At 50.5% G+C, this 24,858-nt stretch carries 17 protein-coding genes; 9 read left to right on the plus strand and 8 right to left on the minus strand.

Annotated elements, in window-relative coordinates; all coding sequences use genetic code 11:
- Positions 1 to 30: 30 nt before the first annotated feature.
- The gene (gene malQ, locus QZT94_RS06310) at positions 31 to 2,208 is read left to right on the plus strand and encodes a 4-alpha-glucanotransferase (protein ID WP_296763067.1); all 2,178 of its coding nucleotides are present in this window, start codon (positions 31 to 33) and stop codon (positions 2,206 to 2,208) included.
- Between the two features lie 50 nt (positions 2,209 to 2,258).
- On the opposite strand, the gene QZT94_RS06315 is transcribed toward malQ, so the two are convergent.
- The gene (locus QZT94_RS06315) at positions 2,259 to 3,029 is read right to left on the minus strand and encodes an HAD-IA family hydrolase (RefSeq protein WP_072509548.1); all 771 of its coding nucleotides are present in this window, start codon (positions 3,027 to 3,029) and stop codon (positions 2,259 to 2,261) included.
- A 12-nt stretch (positions 3,030 to 3,041) separates the two neighbouring features.
- Positions 3,042 to 3,272, minus strand: coding sequence for a PTS glucose/sucrose transporter subunit IIB (locus QZT94_RS06320; protein ID WP_270625905.1), 231 nt, complete (start codon positions 3,270 to 3,272; stop codon positions 3,042 to 3,044).
- A 332-nt stretch (positions 3,273 to 3,604) separates the two neighbouring features.
- Between QZT94_RS06320 and QZT94_RS06325 the strand changes: the two genes are divergently transcribed.
- The 3 genes from QZT94_RS06325 (at position 3,605) to QZT94_RS06335 (ending at position 10,948) form a co-directional block, all read left to right on the plus strand.
- Positions 3,605 to 4,909, plus strand: a complete 1,305-nt coding sequence (locus QZT94_RS06325) for an ATP-binding protein (RefSeq protein WP_270625904.1) — start codon at positions 3,605 to 3,607, stop codon at positions 4,907 to 4,909.
- A 45-nt stretch (positions 4,910 to 4,954) separates the two neighbouring features.
- The gene (locus QZT94_RS06330) at positions 4,955 to 5,515 is read left to right on the plus strand and encodes a methylated-DNA--[protein]-cysteine S-methyltransferase (RefSeq protein ID WP_296763072.1); all 561 of its coding nucleotides are present in this window, start codon (positions 4,955 to 4,957) and stop codon (positions 5,513 to 5,515) included.
- A 303-nt stretch (positions 5,516 to 5,818) separates the two neighbouring features.
- A complete protein-coding gene (locus tag QZT94_RS06335; protein ID WP_296763074.1) occupies positions 5,819 to 10,948 on the plus strand; it encodes a leucine-rich repeat protein in 5,130 nt (1,709 codons plus the stop codon).
- A gap of 342 nt (positions 10,949 to 11,290) precedes the next feature.
- On the opposite strand, the gene QZT94_RS06340 is transcribed toward QZT94_RS06335, so the two are convergent.
- The gene (locus tag QZT94_RS06340; RefSeq protein WP_270625901.1) at positions 11,291 to 12,052 is read right to left on the minus strand and encodes an NADPH-dependent oxidoreductase; all 762 of its coding nucleotides are present in this window, start codon (positions 12,050 to 12,052) and stop codon (positions 11,291 to 11,293) included.
- 137 nt (positions 12,053 to 12,189) lie between these two features.
- Between QZT94_RS06340 and QZT94_RS06345 the strand changes: the two genes are divergently transcribed.
- The gene (locus QZT94_RS06345; RefSeq protein WP_270625900.1) at positions 12,190 to 13,746 is read left to right on the plus strand and encodes an AMP-binding protein; all 1,557 of its coding nucleotides are present in this window, start codon (positions 12,190 to 12,192) and stop codon (positions 13,744 to 13,746) included.
- A 635-nt stretch (positions 13,747 to 14,381) separates the two neighbouring features.
- On the opposite strand, the gene lipA is transcribed toward QZT94_RS06345, so the two are convergent.
- The 4 genes from lipA to QZT94_RS06365 form a co-directional block, all read right to left on the minus strand.
- On the minus strand, positions 14,382 to 15,398 hold the full coding sequence (lipA, locus tag QZT94_RS06350) for a lipoyl synthase (RefSeq protein ID WP_296763077.1): 1,017 nt from the start codon (positions 15,396 to 15,398) through the stop codon (positions 14,382 to 14,384).
- Positions 15,382 to 16,047 (minus strand): lipoyl(octanoyl) transferase LipB, encoded by a 666-nt coding sequence (gene lipB, locus QZT94_RS06355; RefSeq protein ID WP_270625983.1) that lies wholly within the window; start codon positions 16,045 to 16,047, stop codon positions 15,382 to 15,384. The genes lipA and lipB overlap by 17 nt, the downstream gene beginning before the upstream one ends.
- Positions 16,048 to 16,115: 68 nt before the next feature.
- A complete protein-coding gene (locus QZT94_RS06360) occupies positions 16,116 to 17,315 on the minus strand; it encodes a homoserine O-acetyltransferase (protein WP_296763079.1) in 1,200 nt (399 codons plus the stop codon).
- 60 nt (positions 17,316 to 17,375) lie between these two features.
- Positions 17,376 to 18,668, minus strand: coding sequence for an O-acetylhomoserine aminocarboxypropyltransferase/cysteine synthase family protein (locus QZT94_RS06365; RefSeq protein ID WP_270625895.1), 1,293 nt, complete (start codon positions 18,666 to 18,668; stop codon positions 17,376 to 17,378).
- A 356-nt stretch (positions 18,669 to 19,024) separates the two neighbouring features.
- Here QZT94_RS06365 and QZT94_RS06370 point away from each other — a divergent pair, with 356 nt between their 5' ends.
- Positions 19,025 to 20,254, plus strand: a complete 1,230-nt coding sequence (locus QZT94_RS06370; protein WP_296763081.1) for a hypothetical protein — start codon at positions 19,025 to 19,027, stop codon at positions 20,252 to 20,254.
- Positions 20,255 to 20,351: 97 nt separating this feature from the next.
- Here QZT94_RS06370 and QZT94_RS06375 read toward each other — a convergent pair whose 3' ends face one another.
- On the minus strand, positions 20,352 to 21,620 hold the full coding sequence (locus QZT94_RS06375; protein WP_296763083.1) for a YihY/virulence factor BrkB family protein: 1,269 nt from the start codon (positions 21,618 to 21,620) through the stop codon (positions 20,352 to 20,354).
- Positions 21,621 to 21,746: 126 nt separating this feature from the next.
- On the opposite strand from QZT94_RS06375, the gene QZT94_RS06380 reads away from it, so the two are divergent.
- The 3 genes from QZT94_RS06380 to QZT94_RS06390 all read left to right on the plus strand — a co-directional run.
- Entirely contained in the window at positions 21,747 to 22,538 is a 792-nt protein-coding gene (locus tag QZT94_RS06380; RefSeq protein ID WP_072509561.1) for a DeoR/GlpR family DNA-binding transcription regulator, read from the plus strand.
- Positions 22,539 to 22,582: 44 nt separating this feature from the next.
- Entirely contained in the window at positions 22,583 to 23,680 is a 1,098-nt protein-coding gene (locus tag QZT94_RS06385) for a sugar phosphate nucleotidyltransferase (RefSeq protein WP_296763087.1), read from the plus strand.
- A partial coding sequence (locus tag QZT94_RS06390; RefSeq protein ID WP_296773294.1) for a BMP family ABC transporter substrate-binding protein occupies positions 23,677 to 24,858 on the plus strand: 1,182 nt, incomplete at its 3' end. The genes QZT94_RS06385 and QZT94_RS06390, both read left to right, overlap by 4 nt.

The following is a 24,858-nucleotide window of genomic DNA, read 5'->3' on the forward strand; positions in this document are numbered from 1 at the left end:
TATTTCGTGAGCTAAGGACGGGAATCCAAAATGAGCGAGGAACAAGACTCCCTAAAACGGCTGGCAAGTGCTTACGGTATTGCACTTGACTATTGGGACTATGCCGGCGTTCATCGCTTTGTCTCGGATGAAACTTTGCGCGCGGTACTCAAATCAATGGATGTAGCTGCTGAAACGCCTACCCAGATAGCTGCTTCCTTGAACCTGGCAGAGGAACGTCCCTGGCATCGCGTCCTCCCCGAATCTATAGTTACCCGCAACGATGATCACTATTGGATTCGGGTACACGTTCCGCATGGTAAAGCCGTAACTTTGACGTTACATTTTGAGGAGGGCGGGTCTTGGCAGCTTCCCCAAATGGACGTGCTAGTTCCTCCGCGGGATATTAACGGGGTGCTAACCGGTGAAGCTACATTCGATATTCCTCCCGGGCAACCTCTGGGTTGGCATCGACTGACGGCGCAAATAGAGGGAGATGAGCGTACCTATGTCTGCCCAGTGGCGGTAACTCCGGCACGCTTGATTTTGCCGGATTTGCGGCAAGGACGCGCCTGGGGAGTGATGAGCCAGTTTTACGCCACTCCCTCTCGGGAATCCTGGGGAATAGGTGATGCCGCTGACTTGGCTAAAACCTGTCAATGGGCAGCTGCAAAGGGTGCAGATTTCTTGTTGATTAACCCGGTACATGCTTCCCAAGTGACCTTTCCCCTGGAAAACTCACCTTACCTTCCCTGTTCCAGGCGTTTTTGGAATCCGATTTATATTCGCCCCGATGCGATAAAAGAGTCTAAACTTCTTTCAAGTACGAACCGACAAAAGATTGAGCAGCTCCGGCAAGCAGCCCAGCTTAGTCTCGGTGAACAAGATTCAGAAGCTATACCCGGCAACTCTGACGTTAGTGCCGCTTTCTTCAGTGGTGATTTGATTAAACGTAACCCGGTTTGGGCAAGTAAATTGCAAGCCCTAGAAATTATCTATCAGGTTCCACTATCCGAAGAGCGAGAAGAAAACTATCAAGGTTTTGTTTCCGAACAGGGCACTGCGTTAGAGCAGTTCGCTACCTGGTGCGCCCTAACTGAAAAATACGGACTTAATCTGCCCGAAAAGTGGCAAAACCCTAGCGCAGAACAACTTGAAAAAGCTAATCATGAGCTGGGCGAGCGCCGTGAGTTCTATAAATGGTTGCAATGGATTTGCTACGGGCAGCTACGTCAAGCCCATGAAACAGCTATCGAATCCGGCATGAAGATTGGGGTAATGCACGATTTGGCGGTGGGAACCCACCAGCTTGGTGCTGATCATTGGAGTGACACAGATGTGTACGCCAAAGGGATATCAGTGGGTGCTCCGGCGGATATGTATAACCAGTTAGGTCAGAATTGGTCGCAGCCGCCGTGGCGTCCCGATCGCCTCGAACAGCAAGCCTATGAGCCTTTGCGTCGCATGGTGGCTGCTGCCGCAAAAATGGGGGGTGCACTTCGTATCGACCACGTGATGGGACTGCTGCGCCTATGGTGGATTCCAGATGGGATGCTCCCCAAAGATGGCACCTATGTACGCTATAACCATCAAGCGATGGTGGGGGTGCTGCTGCTAGAGGCTTACCGTCACCACCTGGTTATTGTGGGAGAAGATTTAGGTACAGTAGAACCCTGGGTACGCGACTACCTGCGCTATCGGGGGATTTTAGGCACCGGGGTACTGTTCTTTGAATTCGATGCTCCCGACCATTTGGTTCCACCTGCCGATTATCGCCGAGAACAACTGGCGGCAGTGAATACCCACGATATGCCGCCAGTAGCTGGCTATCTTACGGGGGAAGACCTGCGGGTACGGGAATCCTTAGATTTGTTGGATTCTTCTCGCGAAGAGGCGGAAGCTAATCAGGAACGAGTTTTTGGAGCGGTACGCCGCGCCCTAATCGAATATGCTGGTCTAGCCGAAGATGAGCAGGACATGGGCGAGATTATTAAGGCTCTTTACCGTTATATTGCCGCTACTCCCTCGCGCCTGTTAGTGCTGACTTTGGCGGATGCGGTCAAGGAGCAGCAAACCCAAAATCAGCCGGGAACAGAGTTTGAATACCCGAACTGGTGTGTTCCGCTGCGCGACGAGGACGGGAAAACCAAATTCTTAGAAGAAATTACCGCTGATTGCTTCGCTAATCAGCTGCTAGAAATGCTGGAAGCCCAGGTTCATCCCGTTTAATCAAGCGTTTAATCAAGCACTGGTGCGGAACTGAGCGGTCTAGAAAATGCTCACCTCCAGCTTTTCGGAAAATAGGGGAGCAGTTCTTCTAAACTGTGGGTAACTCTATTAGCCCCTGCCTCTAGCAGGTCATTCGGAGATTGGCTGGTAGCTACCGCATAGATTTTACCGACTCCGGCCCGGCGGGCTGAACAGATTCCGCTAACGGTGTCCTCTATTACTATGCACGAGGACGCAGATAGGTTCAGGGTGGCTGCCCCTAAAAGATAGGGTTCTGGGTGCGGTTTACCGTTGCTAATATCTTCCTGAGTGACGATTTTCAAATCAGCGGGAGAATGGAGCATTTGGGAGGCTAAAATTGCCCAGGTGCGCCACGCGGAAGTAACTAGACATTTCGGGACGTTTAGCTGCATGATTTTGCGGGCTCCAGCAAAGATACGGGGAGGGTCGCGCTGGATATCAACATAGGAGCGGGCTTCTAAACCTAGTGTTTCGGGGTCGAGACCTCTCCAAGGACCGGGTTCATTTTGAAATACTTCCGGGCCGGGACGCCCTTTGAAAATATCCAGTTCAGCTTCTGCTACCTGCCAGCCTTTGGCTTTAAACATTCGCCTATAGGCGGCCAGATGAGTGTGTTCAGAGTCGATTAAAGTGCCGTCTAGGTCGAGCAGCAGCCCTCTAAAACTGTTTTTGCTGGTTTCAGGGCGGGTGCTGTCTTTATCGGGGGAGGTAGCGACCTTGGTTTTAGGTGAGTTAGGGGAGATGGGAGGGTTTTGGGTGCCGGAATCGTTAGCGGGGCTATCATTTTCGAGAGGATGCATAACGCTCGCGGTTTAACGTAGTTTTTCTAGGTCGGCTGCCAGGTTGTCGGCGACCGAGCCTACGATTAGTTGAATAATGTGACCGGTTTTCACCACCCCTTTTACTCCGCTATCCGCTAATATATCTTCATTTAGCTTTAGCGGGTCTTTCAGCTCTATCCGCAACCGGGTGATGCAGGGTTCAATCTCGATAATATTCTCGGCTCCGCCTAGCCCTGCCAGCAGTTGTTCTGCCTGTTCCATGGATTTCTCCCCGCCTCGTCCTACAGGATTAATGGTTCAATAGCGACATTACCATCAATGCCCAACTCGCTTTGACCATGAATTAAAGCTCTAATGGAGACCCAGTTTCCACCTCCTGGTGATGAAGTTGCACCTCAAGCGGACGGCTTGAAACCTGCCGTCTTGGCGATACTCTTTCCGCAGTTTTCAACTATGAATTCCCGTAGCTTCTACTGGCGGAAAACTAACTTATGCGAAAATAAGGACATACTTTCGCATAAATGTGTCAAATTAAGGACATAGTTTCACATATTTGTGCTAAAATCAGGACATAACCTAAAAGGAGGGGCATCGTGGAACGGTTCCTCATGGATCAGTTACTCGCCTGGAAAGAATCGTCTCGGCGCAAGCCTTTGATATTAAACGGTGCGCGCCAAGTGGGGAAAACGTGGATACTGCGCGAATTTGGCAAACGCTACTTCAAGAACGTTGCCTACATTAATCTCGACCATAACCCCCGGATGAGCGCCCAGTTCAAGGTGGGTTTTGATACGAAACGATTGCTCCGCGCCTTTGAAATCGAAACTGGCGAAACCATTGCGCCTGGGAAAACCCTGATAATCCTAGACGAAATTCAAGAGTGTCCGCTAGCGCTCACCGCCCTCAAGTACTTTTGTGAAAACGAACCTCAGCAAGCGCTAGCAGTGGCCGGATGCCTACTGGGGATTACTTTTCACTCTGGCAGTGGGTATCCGGTAGGGAAAGTTAATACTCTGAATCTCTATCCGTTAAGTTTTCGAGAATTTTTGGACGCCACCGGTAACGACAAGCTGCGCGAACTAATCGATGAGGGCGATAAAGACCTGCTAGGCAGTTTCGCCTCCAAGCTGATATCACTATTGCGCCAGTATTACTTCGTCGGGGGGATGCCTGAGGCGGTTGCCACCTATGTTCATACCGAAAGTTTCCCGGAAGTTCGCGAAGTGCAGCGCAATATCTTGCAAGGATATGAACGGGATATGTCCAAGCATCTTACCGGTTTAGATATCCAAAATGCTTTGGAATTGTGGCATTCCATTCCGGTGCATCTGGGCAAAGAAAACAAAAAGTTCATTTTTGGGCAGATTAAAGACGGGGCTAGGGCGAAGAACTACCGCTCAGTGGTTACTTGGCTAACCCAAGCAGGGCTCACTCACAAAGTTTCACGCATCAAGAAGCCAGGGATTCCTTTAGCTGGATATCACGATTCGCTAGCGTTCAAGTTATTCCTGGTAGATGTGGGGCTGCTGGGGGCAATGTCGGATTTGGATGCAGCCAGCATTATTGATGGTAATGCGATTTTTACCGAGTTCAAAGGGGCGCTTACCGAGCAATATGTCTGCCAGCAGCTGATTACCGAAGGTGAATCCGCAGCCTATTACTGGTCGGCAGAGAATTCTCGCGGTGAAATTGATTTTTTGGTGCAAAGATCTGGACAAGTTTATGCGTTGGAAGTTAAAGCGGAAGAAAACCTGCGCTCGCGCAGTCTGCGCGCCTTTAGTGAACGCTATCCGCAGGCCGCCCGGCTGCGGCGCTTTAGCCTCTCTGGTTTTCGTGGCCAAGAATGGATGGAAAACGTGCCCCTTTATGCGATTGGAAATCCCCAAAACTGGGAGTAGTAGGCGCGGTTCCGGGGAGCTAGGATAAGAAAGATAGGAGAGGTTTTGAGACATACGGCTACGGACACCTTCATCCAGTTCTATGATTCTCCGCTGGGCGAGTTGGTAATGTCCAGCGATGGCAGCGCGCTGACTGGGTTGGGGCTGGCATCACAGCGAGCCGCGGTAGCAACTGCTGCGGGCGCTCGTCCTCGGGAAGAATCATTGTTGATATTCCGTGAAACTGCCCGCTGGTTAGATACTTATTTTCGAGGACGCGCGCCCTCGTTTACTCCAAAGATAAAGCTCTCGGGTTCGGACTTTCAAAAACGAGTTTGCGAAATTATGCTCACCATCCCTTTTGGGGAAACCGTCACCTATGGGGAAATCGCTGCCCAGATAGCGCGCGAGAGAGGAATCCCGCGCATGTCCGCGCAGGCAGTCGGGGGAGCGGTAGGAGCAAATCCGATTCTGCTAATTGTTCCTTGTCACCGGGTAATCGGTGCGAGAGGCAACCTCACTGGTTATGGCGCCGGCATAGAGCGAAAAATCCAGCTGCTAAAACTAGAAAAAGTCGATATGGAAAATCTATTCGTACCCAAGGAAAAGTCGCTGCCAAAAAAATAATAGGTGCCAAAGAAATAGCCGCTGCCAAAGAAACAGTCGATTACTAAAGAATCCGCGCCCTCACCGCGAAGAAAAATAGTGTTTCCTAAGGAACGCTACATAGGTGGTTGGAGTCCGGGGGGGTAAATCATCTATTTCGGGGCTGAAAAATCAAATAAAACCCTGGTAATACATAGTTTAAACTTCCCGGATTCCACCTTGTCGCGGATATGTGTAGGCGAAGAAATGGGTATTGAGTAATTCTAATGAACTTGTTAGGGTAGACTTTGTTAGTTTGTCCTTACTAGAGATAGGCGAGTTGTAGTGAAACGAGAACCTAACCCCGTACGGAAAGTATTGGCTCTGTTGCTGACAATCTTCCTGGTGTCTGCCGGGGTGATTATGGATGGCGCTAAGTCGGTTGCATTAGAAAGTTCTTCGCAGATAACGGTAAAGGCAAAAAACAAAATAGATTCAACAATTACTGCCAACCAAGATGGATTAGTGGACGTTCTAGTCACGTTTCAAGATGATGCCCCAGATAGAAGGCTGGGGGAAGCTAAACGTTTGTTAGGCTCCCAAGCTTCTCCTGCGGCTATCTCGTTAAAAGCAGCACAGCTGCGTGCGCAAGCAGCGCAAAAATCAGCACAGGTGTTCTTAGCCAATAATTCTAAAGTTAAAAAATATGAGTCTTTAGAGATAGCAAATACTATCCGGGTATTAGGTAAACAAGAAATATTGCCAGGACTAGCAATGCTCTCACCGGTGATGAGCATAACCCCTAATAGACTGGCGCAAATGATTGTTCCGTCTAAAACCAGTCAAGCGGTAGGGGGGACTTCTCGTAGTGCAAGCATTAACCAAGAAGCAGAAATAGAAGCCAATTTACGGGCTATTCGCGTCGATAAAGTTTGGAAAGACAAAAACATTACCGGATCGGGAGTTACCATCGGTCTAATCGATCAAGGAGTAGATTATCAACATCCTGCATTGCGCAGCCACTTTCGCGGCTTTGATGCCAAGACTGGAAAGTTTGTTTTAAAGGGAAACTACATAGATTTTGTAGGCAGTGGAACAACTGACAATCATGGGACTCACGTTGCGGGAATCATGGTGGGATCCGAGATGCGTAAGACAGGTAATAAAACAGTTGAAGTGAATCGAATCGGAGTAGCTCCTGGGGCAAAATTTATTGCTGCCCGTGCTTTCCGTGATGGGGTAGGTGGAAGTAACGCCAATATTATCAAGGCGTGCCAGTGGATGCTTGCGCCGGGAGGGGATAGCGCGAAGGCTCCCCGGATTATTAATCAGAGCTGGTCGGATGGAAGTAATAAAGCAGATCCATGGCTGGAAGAAGTATCTAAAACTATTCGCGAAGCTGGTATTTTGAATGTTTTTAGTGCTGGAAATAACGGAGCAGTAAAAGCAGCTCCTGGTTCGGTAGATAATCCTGGTTCAATGCCGGGGGTGCTAAGCGTGGGAGCGGTTAATAATACGGGGAAACTGGCAGACTTTTCCCGCCGCGGTCCAAGCCAATGGAAAAATGCTGGAATAAAACCAGATTTGGTTGCTCCTGGGGTGCAGATCCGCTCGGCTTTGCCGGGAGGAAAATATGCTTCCTGGGATGGCACCAGCGGTGCCGCTCCCCACGTATCAGGTTTAGCAGCCTTGGTTTTACAAGCTAATCCCCAGCTATCGGTAAACGAGTTAGAAGCTATTTTGAAATCTAATACTCGTAATGGAACTGATGAAGAATATCCAAAAACCCCAAACTATGGATATGGGTATGGGGTGATAGATGCTTATGATGCTGTGCAATCAGCTCTGCAGAAAGCAGGAAAAACTCCGGGCGGCGAAAAACTTGGGAGCCTCAGTGGCACGGTGAGTGCCGCAACTACCGTAAATACCAAGCTACCGGCGATAGTGCAGCTACCTAAACAGGCGTATGTAAGTCGAAAACTGCCCGTGTTAGTCAATCTGCAAGAGCCAAATAAATGTAAAAGTATTTCTCTGTTACTCTCCAAAGACAAAGAAGAAGTAGCTCAAGAAAAACTGGCTATAAGCAGTGCTAACAATGAAAAATCCTACGAAATTTCCCTACCTGCGGAAAAAATAACAGCGCCGGGAAATTACGAAGTTAAAGTTCAAGTAGAGACTACCAGCAATAAAATTTATGAAACCTCCAAAGCCTCGGTGCAGGTGCAGGAGGCAATTCTTCCGGGCGGCTACTTTAATGATTTTGAAAAGTTTTCGACTGGAATAGATATGGAAGGAGATTTCCGGGTATCCACCGTAAATTTGCAGACAGATCCACGTCCGGTCACTGGAGAAAGGATTTTAGGGCTTAATCCCAATCAACATGGTATGGGTACAGCCGAACAGTCTACCTTCCAACTGCCCCGAATTGATCTAACCAAGGTAGTACCCAGCGATAAGGTGGAGCTAGTCTTCCAAGAAAATGCTAGTTGGGCTGGCGGGGTAATTGGTTTCCAAGCTGTTAGTGTCCCCAAAGCGCCTGGGGAAAAAGCAGAAGGGGTATTTAACTATCCCACCGAGCTAAAACAAGAGGGATGGATTGAGCGGCGTATCGATCTTTCAAAATTTGCGGGTAAAACCATCGATTTATTTGCTTTCAGTCTTAATAAGGGAGGAGTAAGCGGAGACGGTTGGTCGATTGATAATCTTTCTTTGCTTTTAAATGGGAAAGGAAAGAGTGCTAATACCGATCCCGTGCCGCAGACAGATTTACAGTTGAATCTGAAAGGCGAAAATCCTTCGGGACAGGAAGCGCTCGCAGCAGCAATTGAAATACCACAGCTAGGGTTAAAGCTTTTAGCAGATGAGAAAAGTGGAAAATATAGTATCCCTAAGATTCCTGCCGGAACATATGATGTTTATATTGGGCATTCAGGATATGCAACGCAAAAGCATTCGGTCAAAGTGCAGCCGGACAAAGATTTAAAACTAGATGTGATTCTGGAAAAAGAAAAGTCTGGTGACGCGGAAGAACCGGAAACAGAAAAATCGAAAAATTCAGTTCCTCCCGCAGATAAACAAGTCGGTCGCCGGGAGATAGCTTATGACAATAATAATCCGTTAGCCGGAGGAATCTTACATTCAAAGGTAGGACGAGGGGTCGCGATAGACGTTACCGGAGGAGAGGATACTCAGCTGCGAAAGGTTCATATTTTTGGAGCGGGAAATAATCCTTACCTGCAAGCAGGGCAAATGAGATTATCTGTAAAATCAGTCAATTCGCTTGGTCGCGTAATTGATGTGGTTAAACCGCGCCTAATAAAAATACTTCCTGGAAAATGGAATGAAATAGATCTTCTTTCAGATAAAATCGCGGGAAACCGCCAGCTGTATATTACGGTAGAACAAGTTTTCCCAAGTGGAAAGACTCCTGCTGTGGCTTTGGATGCTTCAGTGAGGCCAAAAACTGGGGCAGTTCAACATGCTTATTTGTACACTGGGGAATTCCTGCCTTTAATCAGTGGCGGTTACTTTGGGGCACCAATGATTCGAGCGGAATTTGGTACAACCGACCCTAACGATAAAGCTGTTAGTCCGGTTCAGCCCAAATTTGCCCCAGAGGTGAGCTTATCCCCAGTAGCTGATGCGCTAGTCTCCGATGAACAGAAACCAAAGGATTTACTAACTATTGGTGACTGGGAAATCAGCCCCTCTCGCGGCATGATTACTAAATGGCTAAAATTAAAAGAGTTCTTAGAAAAGCCCTCGGAACAGCAAAATCTAGAGATTCCCGAAGCAATCGGCGGCGTAAAAATCACAAGTATTGGAGCTGGAGTTTTCAAGAATCCTACTTGGGGGATAAAAAATGTAGCTAAAGTGCAAATTCCTGAAGGGGTTACTGAAGTAAACTCTGAGGCATTCTATAACCTAGGAATTAAAGAACTTAAGTTACCGAGTAGTCTGGAACGGATATATAGTAGCGCCTTTCAAAATCTGAATGCTACACAGTTGGAGCTGCCAGAGAATTTGCGCCATATCGGGGATAACGCCTTTGCCTATTGTCGTAAACTTAAAGAATTGAAAATACCTAATAGTGTAGAATATCTGGGCAGGGCAGCATTTGAAGAAGCTGAAAGTTTAACGCTATTGAAATTACCGAATAATCCTAAGTTTACAGAAATAGCTACGATGGCCTTCCAAAATGCCGAAAAGCTTAAACAGGTAGAAATACCGGATTCGGTGAAAATAATTAAACCTAACGCCTTTGCGCGACCTTTCGCATTTGAACGCGGGGGACTTGAGAATCTGACCCTACCGGAAGGTCTAGAGTCTATTGAAAATAATGCTTTCAGTGGCAATTCTCTCAGTCAGTTGAGAATTCCAGATTCAGTGCAGGAAGTGGCGGAATCTGCTTTTGAAGGAAACCAAATAGAGACCTTAATCTTTGGGGCAGAATTGAAAAAACTAGGGGCAAGTTCCTTCGAAGGTAACTCGTTAAAGAAAGTAGTATTCACCGAAAAAATTCAGACAGTGGGGAGACGGGCATTCGCCGACAATCCACTCGAAATGGTTCGTTTGAATCGTACGATTAAGCCTTATGATAAAAACCAGAAAATAGGTTTACGTGAATATGCCTTACCGAATACCATGAAAAGCTTGGAAGTCTATCGCGATGACCAGGTTAATAAGCAGATTAAGGAATCCTTGACCCGCGATGATGACACGTTGCCTGAAATTAAAGTTGTTTCGGATAAAGAAAAACAGTTTGAAGATAAAACTAATAAAATAGTCGGAAGGATTATTGCTCTTAATGCTGGTAAAGCCGCAAAGATGAAGGCGGAAGAACTACCTCAGACGGAATCGATAGTAGCTTCTCTTAATAGGCAACTGCTTGACAATCCATATCAAAAGTTGGAAGTTAAACAGATGCTGCAAGTTGATTTGCTAGACGCTGAGAAAGAGTCTGTTCCTTGGCTAGGTACCTTGAAAGTGAAGTTACCTTTGGAAGAAGATAGCTCAGTTTCAATCTACACCCGACCGTTGGGTAGCAAAGGGAACTGGAGCTTACGTACGGGTGATTATTCTCAGACGGGTTTTGCTGTCATAGATTTGTCAATTGCGAGTGAAATAGCAGTGGTGAAAAATGCTCTTAAGGTGCAGGATTTACCGGGAATAATAGACTACGGTTTCTTGGCTCCCTGGATGTCTCCCTATCGCGCGCCACTGCCGATGAATCCACACCCAGGTGCCTCTAATAATGAGGGTGAAAATAATGCTAGCCCCGGCAATGGCGGTATTTTAGAAAAAGCGAAGCCCAAAGAAGGCTCTACTGGGGGTAATAACAGAAATAAACGAGGTAATAGTTTAGTTAATACCGGTACATCCAGCGATTTGTTGGCATTGTCATTGGGGAGCGCGTTGTGCTTTATCGCGGGTGGAGCGTTACTTATGAGACGAAGGGAGAAAAGCCTCCGTTAATTTGTCCGCTCTGTTACCCAACGGAGGGCAGTTGCAGTGATAAATACCCAGCATTTGCGCCTGGTGGTGCATACATATTGTGAACTCAGGCGTAAGTGGTAATAGATTGAAAGGACTTGCTATTAATGCTGGCAAAACAGATTTAGGAATCTAATCGTTCGGAGAACCGCGCCCTGACCCTGAGTAGTAAAATCTGCTTGGCCTGCTAGTTTATTCTGTTAATACACTAGAATTGCCTGGTCATTGCGTTGAGGTCGCGGTAACCTACTGTAACGTACTCTAACAAACTACAGTTAGAGTAGCTGGTTGCCTAGAGCTTCGATTGCGGTAGGCGGCTAACTTTTAACGGGGCTGGAGGGCGAGGTCGAAGCCTTGACTGCGCACCGCGTTTAGCATTCCGCGCCGCAGGGGCGCGTCCCGCAACATAATCCGGGTGAGGCTATCGGTGAAAGTGTCTGAGCGTTTCCCGTTTGCCCGAGTGTCATAGTAGGTAGTCATTTCCTGGTCATAATCCGCGAACTCCTCCAGATAGGAGCCCTCAAAACAGTTATAGGAGTCCTCAAACATTCGCAGCTCCATCGGCATCCGTGGCTTGAGCTGCGGCTGTTGTCCCGGGTAGCCAAACATTACTCCCAGGGCGGGGAAAGTCAGTTTCGGCAGTTGCAAAATCTCAATCATCCTCTCTGGATTATTCAAGATTGACCCTAAGAAACAAGTACCCAACCCCAGGGATTCGGCGGCGTTCACCAAGTTTTGTGCCATCAGCACCGCATCGGTAAAGCCCTGTAAAAACCCGTCCATACCGCGCACATTTGCCGTGTTCTCACCTTTTTCCTCCACAATCCGGTAGGAACGGTATAGGTCAGTCAGGAAAATCCACAGCTGGGGAGCATCGGCAATATAGTCCTGTTTGGAAACTAAAGAAATCTGCCGTTTCTTTTCGGGGGCACTCACCTGGATTATCGAAGCCATTTGCACCCCACACGAGGTAGCGGTACGCCGAGTAGCCTCTTTTAGTTGCGCGAACACTTCTGGCGAGATTGGTTGAGAATCAAAACGCCGCACCGAGCGGTGAACCAACTGGTTTTGGATGGTTTCCGACATGAGTTCTCCTAAAATCCTCGCCTACCTTCGCCACCGGGGCTGCCGGTTTCCTTGCCGCTAAGTTTAACCTACCTGCTGGTTAACTCGCTAAGGTGACCAGGTGGGTAAGATAGCCGAGGACGATAACGGGGGAAGTCATGATTAGACCGATAAGAAATTTTCAAAGAGCCGCTATTGACCATCCTCATACGCAAAGTCTGGCCGGTCCCCTGGGGCATTTTTCATTGTCCGATACCTGGTCACTATCGCAACATTTAATGCTTCACCTGCAAGCACGCGGGGTAGTTAGCGGAGATAGGGTAGCGATTTGCAGCGCGAACAGTGAATATCACCTGTTGCTTTGGATTGCTTGTGACCAGATAGGTGCGGTTTTTGTGCCGCTTGCCAAAGCCGCTGCGCCTGCCGATTTACGGCAGATGGTCTCCGACTGTTCCCCGCGGTTGCTGTTTAGTGACCAGGAGGGGGAGTTACCACTAGAAGTTGCCGTCCCCGCTGCCGCAGAATCCGCGTCCTCCTCGGGGAGCGCCCTCGGAAAACCGCAGGTGATAAACCTGGCTTACCTGCATGAACAACTCCTAGCTGCCCATAGGAGAAATCCTTTTCTTCCCGGGGAGCTAGCCGGTGAGATTGCTCCGGTAACCCAGGGCGAGCTATCGGCAATCATCTATACTTCTGGCACTTCCGGCAGGCCGCTGGGGGTGGAACACAGCCGGGAAACCATGTATTGGGCGTGGGCGAACTATCGTGACGCTTTCGACTACCGCAACTCGGATACCGGGTTGGCGCTCGCGCCCCTATCCCATATCGGCGGGTTTAACGGCACCACCAACGATATTTTCTGTCACGGCGGAAAAATAGTAGTGATTGCGGGCTTTTCTCCGCTTTCCGCTGCCCGGATTATTCGCGACGAGCAAGTCACCATCGGGTTCGCGGTTCCCACTATGTTCACCGGAATGCTAGATGCCTTGGAGAAAGAGGCGGGGGAGGAACTTACGGAAAATCCGTTTCCGCATTGGCGTCGTCCTCTGATTGGAGGCGCGCCCCTGCCGGCAGTCTTAGCGTGGCGGATGGAAAAACTTGACCTGCGTCCTATCCAAGTATGGGGGATGACCGAGACCGGAGGCGCCGGCTGCTACCTGGGAATAAATGAATCTTTAGCGCACCCGGAGGCCGCGGGACGTCCCTTCACCTATTCTCAAGTGGCGGTGAGAGGTCAGGACGGAAAAGCGCTGCCTGCAGGTAGCCAAGGACAAATCACCATCGGCGGTCCGCAGGTATGTAAAACCAACTATCCGGGCAAAGCTATCAGCGCTATCGAAGGGCAAATTGAAACCGGCGATATCGGGTTTATCGGCGAGGACGGTTTGCTGCGCCTTAGCGGGAGGGCAAGTGACGTAATCATTAGCGGCGGGGAACACGTTTTTCCCGCGCAGGTAGAGGACGCGCTCTCAACTTTCCCCGGGATTGGGCAGGTCGCGGTAATCGGTTTGGAGGACGAATACTGGGGGCAGCGAGTGTGTGCAGTAATCACCGGAACCGCCACCCTCAAGGACATTAAAGCTTTCCTAACCGGCAAATTAGCCGCCTACAAAATCCCGAAACAAATAATCCAGGTAAGCGCGCTCCCGCTAAACAGCGCCGGAAAACTATCCCGCCAAACCCTCCGCCAGTCACTAGCAGCTCGCGGGGAGTAAACTTTGTCTTTCTGGACGGAATACTCCGGTTAGCGAAATCTAACCGCAGCGTGACGGTAGTTGCCCAGTAGGGGCGGTCACGGGGGAGTAAGTTTTTCCTCCCGCCCAAGAATTCGGAAAAAGACCGTAGGCATTTTCCGAATTCTTATGCCCTCAGCCTCGATAGGCTTCTTGTTTTGCTGCCGGGTATCCGAAGCCAAAAGCCTGTGAAGAAAGGTCTGTCCACTCGGATAAAACTTACCCCCCGCGACCACAAAAGCGCGCGTAATTGAAAACACTGTTCATACCGGAAGCACCCAACCCCAAAGGAACGGCGAGAAAAAAGAGAAATCACACCGTTTACTATTATCTTTCCGGCCGGGTAGCTCCCCGCTAACCAAGCAGCAACTTAAGCGTGGGGAGAGTTATCGCTAGAACCAGGGGAAGTACTCACCCAGCAGGGTAGCTCTCGACTAAACGAGCTATATCAGGAGCGTGGGGGCAGTTTTTACCTCAGGCCTCGCTCCGTACCGAAAGATAGGAAATAGCGGAAAGGTCGCGGCCGGTAAAAGATACGAGAGGGGCTTGAGTTGAGCGTAGCGAGACTCACGGGGGCCCGGAGTGCTTTTACCGAGCCAGACCTGATATAAGAATCTTCAGTGTGTACGAGACGCTAACAGCGCGGAGGCTTCTTGTCGCGCGGTGCCTTCCTCGCCAAGTTGGGCAAGATTAGCGGGGAGCTCCCGGCCTTTCGCCTGCATGGCGCGCGCCCACAGCCTACCTGCCCGGTAGGAAGAACGCACCAAGGGGCCGGCCATTACTGCCGAAAATCCCAGGTTATAGGCATAGTCGGAGAGCTCTACGAACTCGGCGGGCTTTACCCAACGGTCAATCGGGTGATGCAGGGCGGAGGGACGCAGGTATTGGGTGATAGTCATAATATCGACTTTGGCATCCCTCAGGGCGCGCAGGGTGGCCTCGATTTCTTCGCGAGTTTCTCCCATCCCTAATATCAGGTTCGATTTGATAATTAAACCGGCATTGGAGGCGGCCTCCAACACTTGCAGGGAACGCTCGTAGCGGAAGGCGGGGCGGATCTGCCGGAAAATCCGGGGTACGGTTTCTAGGTTGTGACCGAATACTTCCGGGCGGGAGGAAAACACTTCTTCTAGGGCGCTAATGTGTCCCCGAAAATCATCTACCAGCAGTTCTACCCCGGTATTGGGGGATTTAGCGTGTATCTGGCGGGCAGTTTCCGCATATAGCCAGGAGGCTCCATCGGGCAGGTCATCGCGGGAAACCCCGGTGACTGTAGCGTATCGCAGCCCCAATTCGGCAACCGAGTCCGCGACTCGGCTCGGTTCCTCCCGGTCGTATTCGCTGGGACGTCCAGTAGCGATATCGCAAAAGTCGCAGCGTCGGGTACAGACCGCTCCGCCTATTAGGAAGGTGGCTTCTCGGTCTTGCCAACATTCATAGATATTGGGGCAATTGGCTTCGGCGCACACGGTGTTTAGTCCGGAGCGGCGCACCAGGTGCCGCATATCCATATAGTTTTTCCCGGAAACTACCTTGGTTTTTATCCATTCGGGCTTGTTTTCGATCGGGCTTAACGAGTTCCGTGCCTCTACCCGTAATAATTTGCGCTCGCCCACCTCAGGAAGTGTAGACATTTTCGTCCTCCTGCCCTTGAACCTCACCTCTAAAGTAAGGGGTGTCTAAGTTGCGGCGTAACCCGGCGATTACGGGGGAGCGCATAGAGTCTACAGTTTCGCTGCATCCTTGTTCGTTCATGGAAGTTACCCAGGCATCGGCGAGACCGCAGGGAATTATCCGGGTGAAATCGCTAAACGTGGGATTCACGTTGAGGGCGAAACCGTGCATGGAAGCACCCCGCGCAGTATGAATCCCGATGGCGGCAATCTTCTTATCGATTTCCCCCGGTTTCAATACCCAAGCTCCTGCTCGTCCCTTGATTCGCTGCGCGCGAATCCCGTAGGGTTCCAAAGTGTCGATTACTACCTGTTCTACGGCGCGAATAAAACGAATAACATCCAAAGGCTCGGGTAGTTTCACTATCGGGTAGCAAACCAGTTGTCCCGGGCCATGCCAAGTAACTGAACCGCCCCGATTTACTTCGATTACCGGCACATCTTTATTGGGTACATCTTCCGGTTTGGTGTTGCGTCCCACGGTGAAAGTGGGGGAGTACTGCACTAAGAGTGCCGTGTTTTCTCGCTTTCCCGCTGCCACCTCGGCATGTATCTGTTTATGCAGGGTATCGAGGGCGCGATAGTCCTGCAGCTGCCCGGTTAAATCCATTATTTGCACGCTTTCCAGCCTACCTGCTTTAATTGGCTTAGTCGCTCCCTGGAGGACGGAAGCGGGAACTATAAGCCAGCAACGAAATCCGCTAGGATCTTTTCCACCTGGCGGGTTTCTACCAGGAAACCATCATGACCAGATGATGAGGTGACTTGCCGGTACCTCGCTCCGGGGATTTGGCGGGCTAGTTCCGCACATTCGGCTACCGGAAATAGGCGGTCAGAATCTACTCCAATCACTAGGGTGAGAGCCGAGATGGAACCGGCGGCGCGGCGGGTACCGCCGCGCCCGCGACCGATATCGTGAGTAATCATCGCACGAGTTAGCGCCCGATAAGATCCAGGATCAAAACGTCGCGTCAGTTTTTTCCCGTGATAATCCAGGTAGGATTCCACGGCGTAGCGTCCTCCTGCCAGGGGATTTTCTCCTTTTTGGGGACTATGCCCAAAACGGGTGTTTAATTCGCTGCTAGTTCGATAGGTGGCGTGCGCGATTTGCCGAGCCAGCGCCATACCCGGGTTACCCGCTTGTTTATCGGCTGATAAATAATAGTCTCCACCGGCAAAACTGGGGTCTAACTCTTGGGCATTTACTTGCATATGTGCCCAACCGGTCTGGTCGGCGCTGGTCGCTGCGGCCGTTGCGACCAGCGCCAATGCCCGCACTCGCTGCGGATATAAGCACGCCCACTCGAGGGCGCGAAATCCTCCAGCGGATGGCCCTACTACCAGTGTCCACGACAGTATTCCTAGCTGTTTGCGCAGCTTATTTTCTGCCCGCACCTGGTCGCGGGTAGTGATTTCGGGGAAACGAGACCCCCAGGGCAAACCATCGGGCGCCGGCCAAGCGGGGCCGGTAGACCCTTGACATCCGCCCAGGCAGTTAGGAGCCACCACAAAGTAACGGTCAGTATCAATCGGTTTACCTGGTCCTACTACCCGCTCCCACCAGCCGGCAGTGGGGTGCGCCGGGCTTTGGAATCCGATTACATGAGAGTCCCCGGTCAGGGCGTGTTCAATCAATATCGCATTGGAGGCATCGGCGTTCAGTTTCCCCCAAGTTTCATAGGCCAGGTAACCTCCGGGCAGGCTGCCTCCGTTTTCTAAAGGTAATTCCCCAAGGGAAACGAATCGGCGGTTACCGGGATCGTCACCAGGCAGCCAGGCGGGATTATTTGCCCAGTTAGTGCCGGGATATTGCCTGCGGGGATTAAAGATTTCGGTTTTTGTCCCACCGGCGGTTTTTTCTTTTAACGCTGTAGGCATTGAGATTTCTCCAAGCTAATACCGGATTTCTGTCTTTTATTGCAAAAGCGCAAGCGCCACTTATTTCTTAATCGCTGCGAATCCGGCTTCCAGATCAGCGATAATGTCTGCTACGTCCTCTAAACCGACTGAAACACGTATAGTGGATTGGCTGATACCAGCTGCCGCCAACTCTTTTTCGTTAGCCTGCGAATGGGTGGTGGAGGCGGGGTGGATAACCTGCGAACGTAGATCCCCCAGATTTGCCACGTTAGTTAGTAGCTGCAAAGCATCCACAAACGCCTCCCCATCGGCGCGGTTCCCTTTAAGGTCAAAAGCCAAAACCGCGCCCGCACCGCCGGGGGCATATTTTTGCTGCAAACCATGGGTAGGAGAGGAGGCAAGCCCCGAATAGCTAACTGATGTTACCTGCGGATGTGCTTCTAAGAACTCTGCTACTTTTTGAGCATTCTCCACATGGCGCTGCACCCGCAGTGACAGGGTTTCAATCCCGATATTTACTAGGAAAGAGTTAAACGGGCTGGCCGCGAACCCAAAGTCGCGCAGCCCCTGCACCCGGGCTTTAGTAATAAACGCGGCCTCGCCGAGGTCTTTATAAACCAAGCCGTGATAGGACGGATCTGGCTGGTTGAACTGGGGGAAACGGTCCGGATCAGCTCCCCAATCGAAAGAGCCGCCATCAACGATTACCCCTTGGATAGAGTTTCCATGTCCACACAGGTATTTCGAGGCCGAATGCACCACAATATCGGCGCCCCATTCTAAGGGACGGGTCAGATAGGGGGTGGCGACCGTGTTATCCACAATGAAAGGTACCCCTACCTGTTTTGCAACCTCGGCTACGCCCTCGATATCGAGGAAATCATTTTTGGGGTTAGGAATAGTTTCGGCGAAGAAAGCAATGGTGCGTTCATTGGTTGCTGCCTCCCACTGCGCGCCGTTGGTAGGGTCAGTAACAAAAGTGGTAGTGATGCCATAGCGGGGCAGGTTATTCGCCAAGAACGCCAAGGTTCCCCCATAAAGCGAGGGAGAAGCCACAATATTGTCTCCCGCCTGGGCTATCGTCAAAATAGTCAGCGCAATCGCGGCGGCTCCCGAGGAGGTAGACAGCGCTCCCACTCCGCCCTCTAAAGAATTAACTCGCTGCTCGAAAACCTCATTTGTGGGGTTGTTTAGACGAGTGTAGATGGGGCCGGGTTCTTTTAAGGCGAAGCGATCCGCGCCCTGTTTCGCGTCCTTAAACACATATCCGTTGGTTTGGTACAGCGGAGGCACCGGGGATCCGGCTTCTTTATCGGGACGGTATCCGGCGTGAATCTGGCGAGTGTTGAAACCCCAGTTTTGCTTAGTCATTTTTATTTATCCTTTTCAGTAGATTTGGGTTTTTCTAAAACGTTTGCCAATAGTCCACTTTGGATAAACAAAAAGCCCGGCAAGGCAGTCCAAAGGGACTTTCTTTGCACGGGCAAACGCGTCGCCGCCTAGGGGCGGACTGGGAAGAGCTGACCGTGCGGGTCAGCTGAACATTCGACGTGTCATGCCCTCAAGATAACCTGGTGTTGCCTGTCAATAGCAAGCCAATCTTAGAAGTTGAGAACTAAGTCACTATTTCGATAAGAGGAAAATTCGCAATTCTGTGTCCTGTAACGGCTGAAAAAGCTGTCCCCAAAGGTTAATCTGGAGGAAAGAGTAACCGCAAAGGAGAAATCATGAGCAATGACAGCTTGCCCAGTGTAGATACCAATGCTGACCCGGTAGTTACCTGGAATGTTCAAGAGGGCGCGATGGTGGCTGCCAAGCTCGATCCCAGGACGGTGTGCCAGTTCTTTAGGGAACAAAATATCGTTGCCGAGGCAGATTGGTTTCCCGATACCCCGCATTTGCTGGGCGTAAATGTGCTACGCAACCAGGCTGACGGCCTGGCATCTTTAGATGAGGCAGATGAACCGCTGCGGGTGGGGGCGGCGCTCCCGGAAGTGGTAGAACTGCTGGCAGAAAAGTTTGCTGCCGACGTTTCCATCGGGGAATATCACGCCAATAAGCTACCCTCTGATAAAGCTCTTCCTTCTCGCTCAGGCGATAGGGAGCAACCGGTGCGGGTAGTGGAGATTTCTTCGATGCCGGTTTCTTCGGTTCCATTTTGCGCGGCGGCAGAAGGGAAAACCCTGGGGTGTATCTCTTTACCAGGAGGTCGCCTGGCTACATTTTTTGAAACCAATCGTGGCGATTTGGTCGAAGGCTCTCTTATTTCTCGTATTCCCGCTATCGGTCTGTATGTCTCAGACCATGACCAACGGATAGTGGCGGTTACCTCTGATGAGGTTGCCGATCCAGAGAAACTGGCGATTCACTCCTGGCTTCTAGAAACTGAAGTAGTTACCGGGGCGGTAACAAATCCCAATCCGGAACTTTTGGACAGAATACGCGAATATCTAGGTCATTCGGCTTCCCCTAAACGTATCGCGGAAACTGCCGGCTGTGATGCTAATGAACTGGCTGAAACTTTTAAGATGTCGGGGCAAGAAGGAATGGTACGGGCAATCGAAGTTTTGGGACTTCCGGCGCAGGTCGCCGCTTTCCTCTATGGGCGACTTGAGCTAGAGGACGTGCCCGGGATTGAAATCTTCCACGAACCTGGCTGGGCTAGGGCTATGGGGCACAGCGTCGATATGCGGATATTGCATTCTGACGAGGACGCGAAAACTCCCTTCGGAATCTTACGGAAGCTAGAAATGGAACACCCCACTTTGATGAAAGTGGCAAATGTTGCTCAAATGGCAGTAGGGGTGGGGTTAATCGGTGCGGGCATAATCGGTCTAGCAGGTAAGAAACGTTTCTCAAAACTCTCCCTGCTGGGCGGAGTAATGCTTTCCCTAGATGGCGCGCTACGCTTTTCGGTTATTCACCACATGAAGAGCCGTCTATTGGGAGATGTATAAGGATTCTGTTGCCCACTCTAGTGCTTAGCTGTGGGCGGATTAGCTATCCGACTAATTGCGTTCCCATCGGCTGTTATCTAGCGGGGAAAGCCTCAGATTAGCGGGGATTGCGACGAGAATCCTGCAATGAGCGCAGGTAGGCTATCCGTTTTTGATGCCAGGAGATTCGTTTGTCAATCCAAGCTGCAACTTTACCTTGCCACGGTTTCCCGGTAGCCGAGCACAGGGCTAAACGCCACCTGGGCGCTTTACGCAAGGGAGATTCAGGCGGTAAATCGGTGTCTTTGGGGTGTTCTAGGTCCACTATTCCGCTTAAGCGGTGATGCGCCCAGTCTAAAGTGAGCGGGTTGGAAAGGGAAACGTAGTTCGGTTTTTCGTTCGCGTGCACGTCCTCGGCTTCGCTAACCGCTAGCGCTTTCGGAGGATTTGCGATAAAAGCACAGGTAATCAGCATTACTCTGGAAAGTAAGTTAATCCACAGCAACAGGGTGGCGATAGCTGCAAAAGAAGCTAGCAGCGGGTTATTTACCGCTCCTACAGCCGAAGTGCCCAGTGACCGAATGAGGGTGGAGAGCAAACCGAAAACTGCTAACCCCAAAAGTAAGTCGGTTCGTGGGACTCTAGCTAGAGCCACGAAGCGGATTAACACCCACAGAACCAAAGCGTCAATGCCGGCACTGATTAGAAAAGAACCGAGACGTATCGCCGCAGAAGCTAGGGCAGATTTAATTCCTAACATTCCTAAAATATCGTTAGCGATAACCGTATTAGCTAAGGTTAAAATCCCGCTTGCCGCTACTCCCAGGCAGATAGTTATAAACCCTAAAAGGTCTCGTAGTTTCTCTACTGCTGCTCCCGAGGGAACTTGATCAATTCCGAACATTGCTCGGATTGATGATTTCATAGCTTGCATCACTGAGGTCGCGGAAAAAAGTAGCACCACCACTGCAATCACCCCGGTCAGTGAAAAAGAGGTTGAGAGCACTAATTGTGAAGGGTCTACAATCCCGGATGACCCTTTCCAGCTGAGCACTCCAGGTAGTGCGGATGCTAGGGAAGAAAAAACTGCGTCTTTTAACTGCGGGCTACGTCCCAATATCCCCAGTAAAACCGTGAGCGCGATAGTGAGCGCCGCGGCCAGGGAAAAAATAGCCGAATAGGCGATACCGCCCGCCAATAGCGCGCCGCGTCCACTGCTATAACGCAAGAGGCTCCGCACTATCCGAGTGCGCTGTATCCATTGGATAAAAACTTTAAGCTTTCCACCCAGCTTATCCTCGGCGCTTACATCACTAAGAGTTGGTGAAAACTGTTCTTGATGGCGGGTTTGTACTGGAAGCTCGGTAGGGGAAGAACTTGCTTGCATATTCTTAATCTAGCGGTTCTGTCTTACTAAAGCATCCTGGGAACGAACAAAAAAGCGCGAGAAGAGACAAATAGCAACAAAATAGGGTAGTCTAAAGAAAAGTTTCCTGTTTCAATGGAGAGAGCCATGCTAGCGCATCAGCGGCACGATGAAATTTTACGGCAAGTAAATATCAATGGATCCGTGCGGGTTACCGACTTGGTAACCGAGCTGGGCGTATCGGAAATGACGGTGCGGCGTGACATTAGTTTGCTCGCAACTCAGGGCAAACTAGAGCGCGTTCACGGAGGGGCAGTCCGCCTAGAGGATATAAACTCCGCCCCTTCTGCTCTCAGTGCTGTTCCCAGTAATGAAGAGAAAATCATTGCCCAAGCGGCAGCTGAAACTATTCGCCCAGGTTCTAAGCTCTTTATTGGTGCGGGTGGAAGCGGTCGCTGTCTCGCAAAGATAATCAGCGAAAGTGAAATCTTCTCCTCTTTGACGGTGGCAACCAACTATCTGCCTGCGATTCGGATTCTTGATGAAGCCCAGCAGATGCAGCGAGATAACGGCAGGGCTCATGCTGAGGTTATTTTCTTTGGGGGGCAGCCTTCTGGGCATGAAACTTTAGGTTCTTCCACCGTGATTACTGCCTACAATTTTCATTTCCATTCCGTATTTATCGAAGCCGAAGGCATTGACGCTCAAACTGGTCTTAGCTGCAATAATCTAGATAAAGCTATGGTTGAAAAAGTGCTGATTGAAAACAGTGAGTTCGCTACCGTTATGGTGCCAACCCTGGCGTGGCGAAGGTCAGCGCTAGGGGTGGTCTGTCCTTTAAATCAGATTTCGCGAGTCATATCGGTTAGTGCCCCGCCTAGCGGAATAGCCGAGAGCCTCACCGAGGCGCAAGTAATGGTGGATATTCGCGAGCCTTAGTCGAGCCTCGCCTTAACCCAGGCTATCCACGATATTTTTAAATTATGAGCCTACATGTAATCATTCCTGCCGGAGGTCCGGGTAGTCGTCTTTGGCCCTTGTCCAGAACAGCTCAACCCAAATTCTTACTTGACTTGCTGGGGGAAGGGCGTAGCCTCTTGCAGGCAACTGTAGACCGACTCAGCCCCCTAGCTGCGTCCTTAACGGTAGTAAGTGGAACTGTTCACCGCCAGGCAATCGCAGCCCAAAACTTGCCACAACGGTTAGTACCAGGTTTAGACAATCACTATCAGGTGCTGACTGAACCCAGTAGGAAGAATTCTCTGGGTGCAATTGCTTGGGCGGCAGCTAGGCTACAACAAAAATATGGTTCAGTTATTGCCGGCTCTTTTGCTGCCGATCATGCGATTGCTGATGCGGATGCTTTTCGCCGCGCCGTATCGGCTGCAGTTAAAACGGCAGAGGAAAGAAAAATTGTAACTATAGGAATAGCTCCTAGCTATCCTGCCACTGCTTATGGTTATATCTGCGCTTCCAATACTGTTTTGAGCCCGGAAAATAGCCGACCACAAGTTTTGTTAGCCAACAGTTTTAAAGAAAAGCCTTCACAGCCGGAAGCCGAGAGTTATCTAGCGGAGGGAGGCTATTTCTGGAACGCCGGAATGTTCGTATTTAACACCGAGGTATTCTTGTCGCGCCTAAATAATTTGCATCCCCAATATTATGAAACGATTCAAGAAATGGTGCGGGTAAACCCGGGGACTGCAGATTTTACTGAGCTTTGGGAATCACTGCCTTCCTACCCCATAGACACTGCGATTGCAGAACCAGTAGCCGCTGAGGGCGGGGTAGCGGTAGTCTCAGCCGAGGACTTCGGCTGGTCCGATGTGGGAGATTATCGCTCCCTGGCTACGGTGCTTCGCAAAGATAACCCCGATGCTTGCATAGTTCGAGGCAGTGGTAACAGTGAACTACTAGCCAGCCCCGGTGCTTTTATCGATCACGAGGGCGAGGAAAAACTGCTGGTGGTAGGGATACCTAACGCGGTAGTAGTGCGCCGTGGGGATGTAACTTTGGTGACTACCACGAAGAGCGCACAACACCTTTCAAAGGTTGTCCCCAGTCAAGGGGAACTGCAATGAAAACGCTTCGCCGGCTACTAGCGAGCTTTTTTGCTGGATTAGCCCTTGCCGGTTGCGCGGGAACCAACGTTGCGCCCTCGGGATACACCAATGCTGCTGACTTTAGAACCTGTCTACTCACTGTAGGCAAAGGTGAGCTCGGTTCGATCAATGAGGGCGCACTTAAGGCTTTAGAGGATGGAAAGAAAAGGCTAGGGGTAGCGGTTCGCGCCGACACTGTGAAATCTGCCGATAAAATTGAAGAGGCGATTAAACGCGATATTTCCGCTAACTGTTCCCTGATAGTCGGGGTAGGTGAAGCATTTGTTAGCCAGGTGATGAATCAGTCGAAGTATCATCGGTCGCGGCATTTTGCCCTGTTACTGCCCCCAGGCAGTAAGGCACAAGCTAGTCGAGACAATGTGGCGGTTGTTAGCTACGATTTGAGCCAATCTGCCTATGTGGCTGGATTTGTGGCGGCAGGAACCTCGGCTAGTGGTCAGGTGGCGGCAATTGCCGGGGCAAAGAATGAACTCAATCAAGCTTTGCTCTCTGCCTTCGCGCAGGGGGTAGCTCGCTATAATGCCGAACAGCTCAGCGAAGATGCTAAAGCAGTAAAGGCTAATGTTAATACCTTTGGTTCCGGGCTGTATTTAGGGGATAAGGTAGATGATGCCCAGCTGACTAGCCAGGTTGAGACGTTGGTAAAACAAGGCTCGGACGTTATCTTTTTTGCACAGGGCGCGCAAGGCGGGGGAGGTATCAAGGCGATAGTTAAAGCGAATCAAGAAAAACTTAAAACTGCTCAGGAAGCTGCTGAAGCTGCAAAAACGACCGTCAGCTCGCCCTCGTCCTCTCCTGAAAGTAGCGCTTCCCCTAGCGAGGGAGAACACAGCTCCGCCATTCCAACTGAAAGCGGTATCCCGGTAGCTACCCCCAGCGTCACTACCAGTATTTCTCAATCAGATGCGCTAGGGACTATCACCGCGATTTGGTATTTAACCAATGGGCATGAAACTCAAACGAAAGTGGCAGGTTCTAAGCCCCCGATTCTCACATCGATTGTTCCAGATTTATCGCAGGCAATGATTTCTTTAATCGAAGATGCACGTAAAGATAAGTTTGCCACGAACTCTACCCAGATTTTGGGGAGCTATAAGAACGGGTGGGTGGGGTTAAGTCCGTTTTATGAATATGAC

Source organism: Varibaculum sp., assembly GCF_008661855.1.
Lineage (GTDB): Bacteria > Actinomycetota > Actinomycetes > Actinomycetales > Actinomycetaceae > Varibaculum > Varibaculum timonense_A.

What these genes read in the sequence shown, in the direction of transcription:
- malQ (WP_296763067.1), top strand. Translation starts at nt 31, where the DNA reads ATGAGCGAGGAACAAGACTCCCTAAAACGGCTGGCAAGTGCTTACGGT.
- QZT94_RS06315 (WP_072509548.1), bottom strand. Translation starts at nt 3,029, where the DNA reads ATGCATCCTCTCGAAAATGATAGCCCCGCTAACGATTCCGGCACCCAA.
- QZT94_RS06320 (WP_270625905.1), bottom strand. Translation starts at nt 3,272, where the DNA reads ATGGAACAGGCAGAACAACTGCTGGCAGGGCTAGGCGGAGCCGAGAAT.
- QZT94_RS06340 (WP_270625901.1), bottom strand. Translation starts at nt 12,052, where the DNA reads ATGTCGGAAACCATCCAAAACCAGTTGGTTCACCGCTCGGTGCGGCGT.
- QZT94_RS06345 (WP_270625900.1), top strand. Translation starts at nt 12,190, where the DNA reads ATGATTAGACCGATAAGAAATTTTCAAAGAGCCGCTATTGACCATCCT.
- lipA (WP_296763077.1), bottom strand. Translation starts at nt 15,398, where the DNA reads ATGTCTACACTTCCTGAGGTGGGCGAGCGCAAATTATTACGGGTAGAG.
- lipB (WP_270625983.1), bottom strand. Translation starts at nt 16,047, where the DNA reads ATGGATTTAACCGGGCAGCTGCAGGACTATCGCGCCCTCGATACCCTG.
- QZT94_RS06360 (WP_296763079.1), bottom strand. Translation starts at nt 17,315, where the DNA reads ATGCCTACAGCGTTAAAAGAAAAAACCGCCGGTGGGACAAAAACCGAA.
- QZT94_RS06365 (WP_270625895.1), bottom strand. Translation starts at nt 18,668, where the DNA reads ATGACTAAGCAAAACTGGGGTTTCAACACTCGCCAGATTCACGCCGGA.
- QZT94_RS06370 (WP_296763081.1), top strand. Translation starts at nt 19,025, where the DNA reads ATGAGCAATGACAGCTTGCCCAGTGTAGATACCAATGCTGACCCGGTA.
- QZT94_RS06375 (WP_296763083.1), bottom strand. Translation starts at nt 21,620, where the DNA reads ATGCAAGCAAGTTCTTCCCCTACCGAGCTTCCAGTACAAACCCGCCAT.
- QZT94_RS06380 (WP_072509561.1), top strand. Translation starts at nt 21,747, where the DNA reads ATGCTAGCGCATCAGCGGCACGATGAAATTTTACGGCAAGTAAATATC.
- QZT94_RS06385 (WP_296763087.1), top strand. Translation starts at nt 22,583, where the DNA reads ATGAGCCTACATGTAATCATTCCTGCCGGAGGTCCGGGTAGTCGTCTT.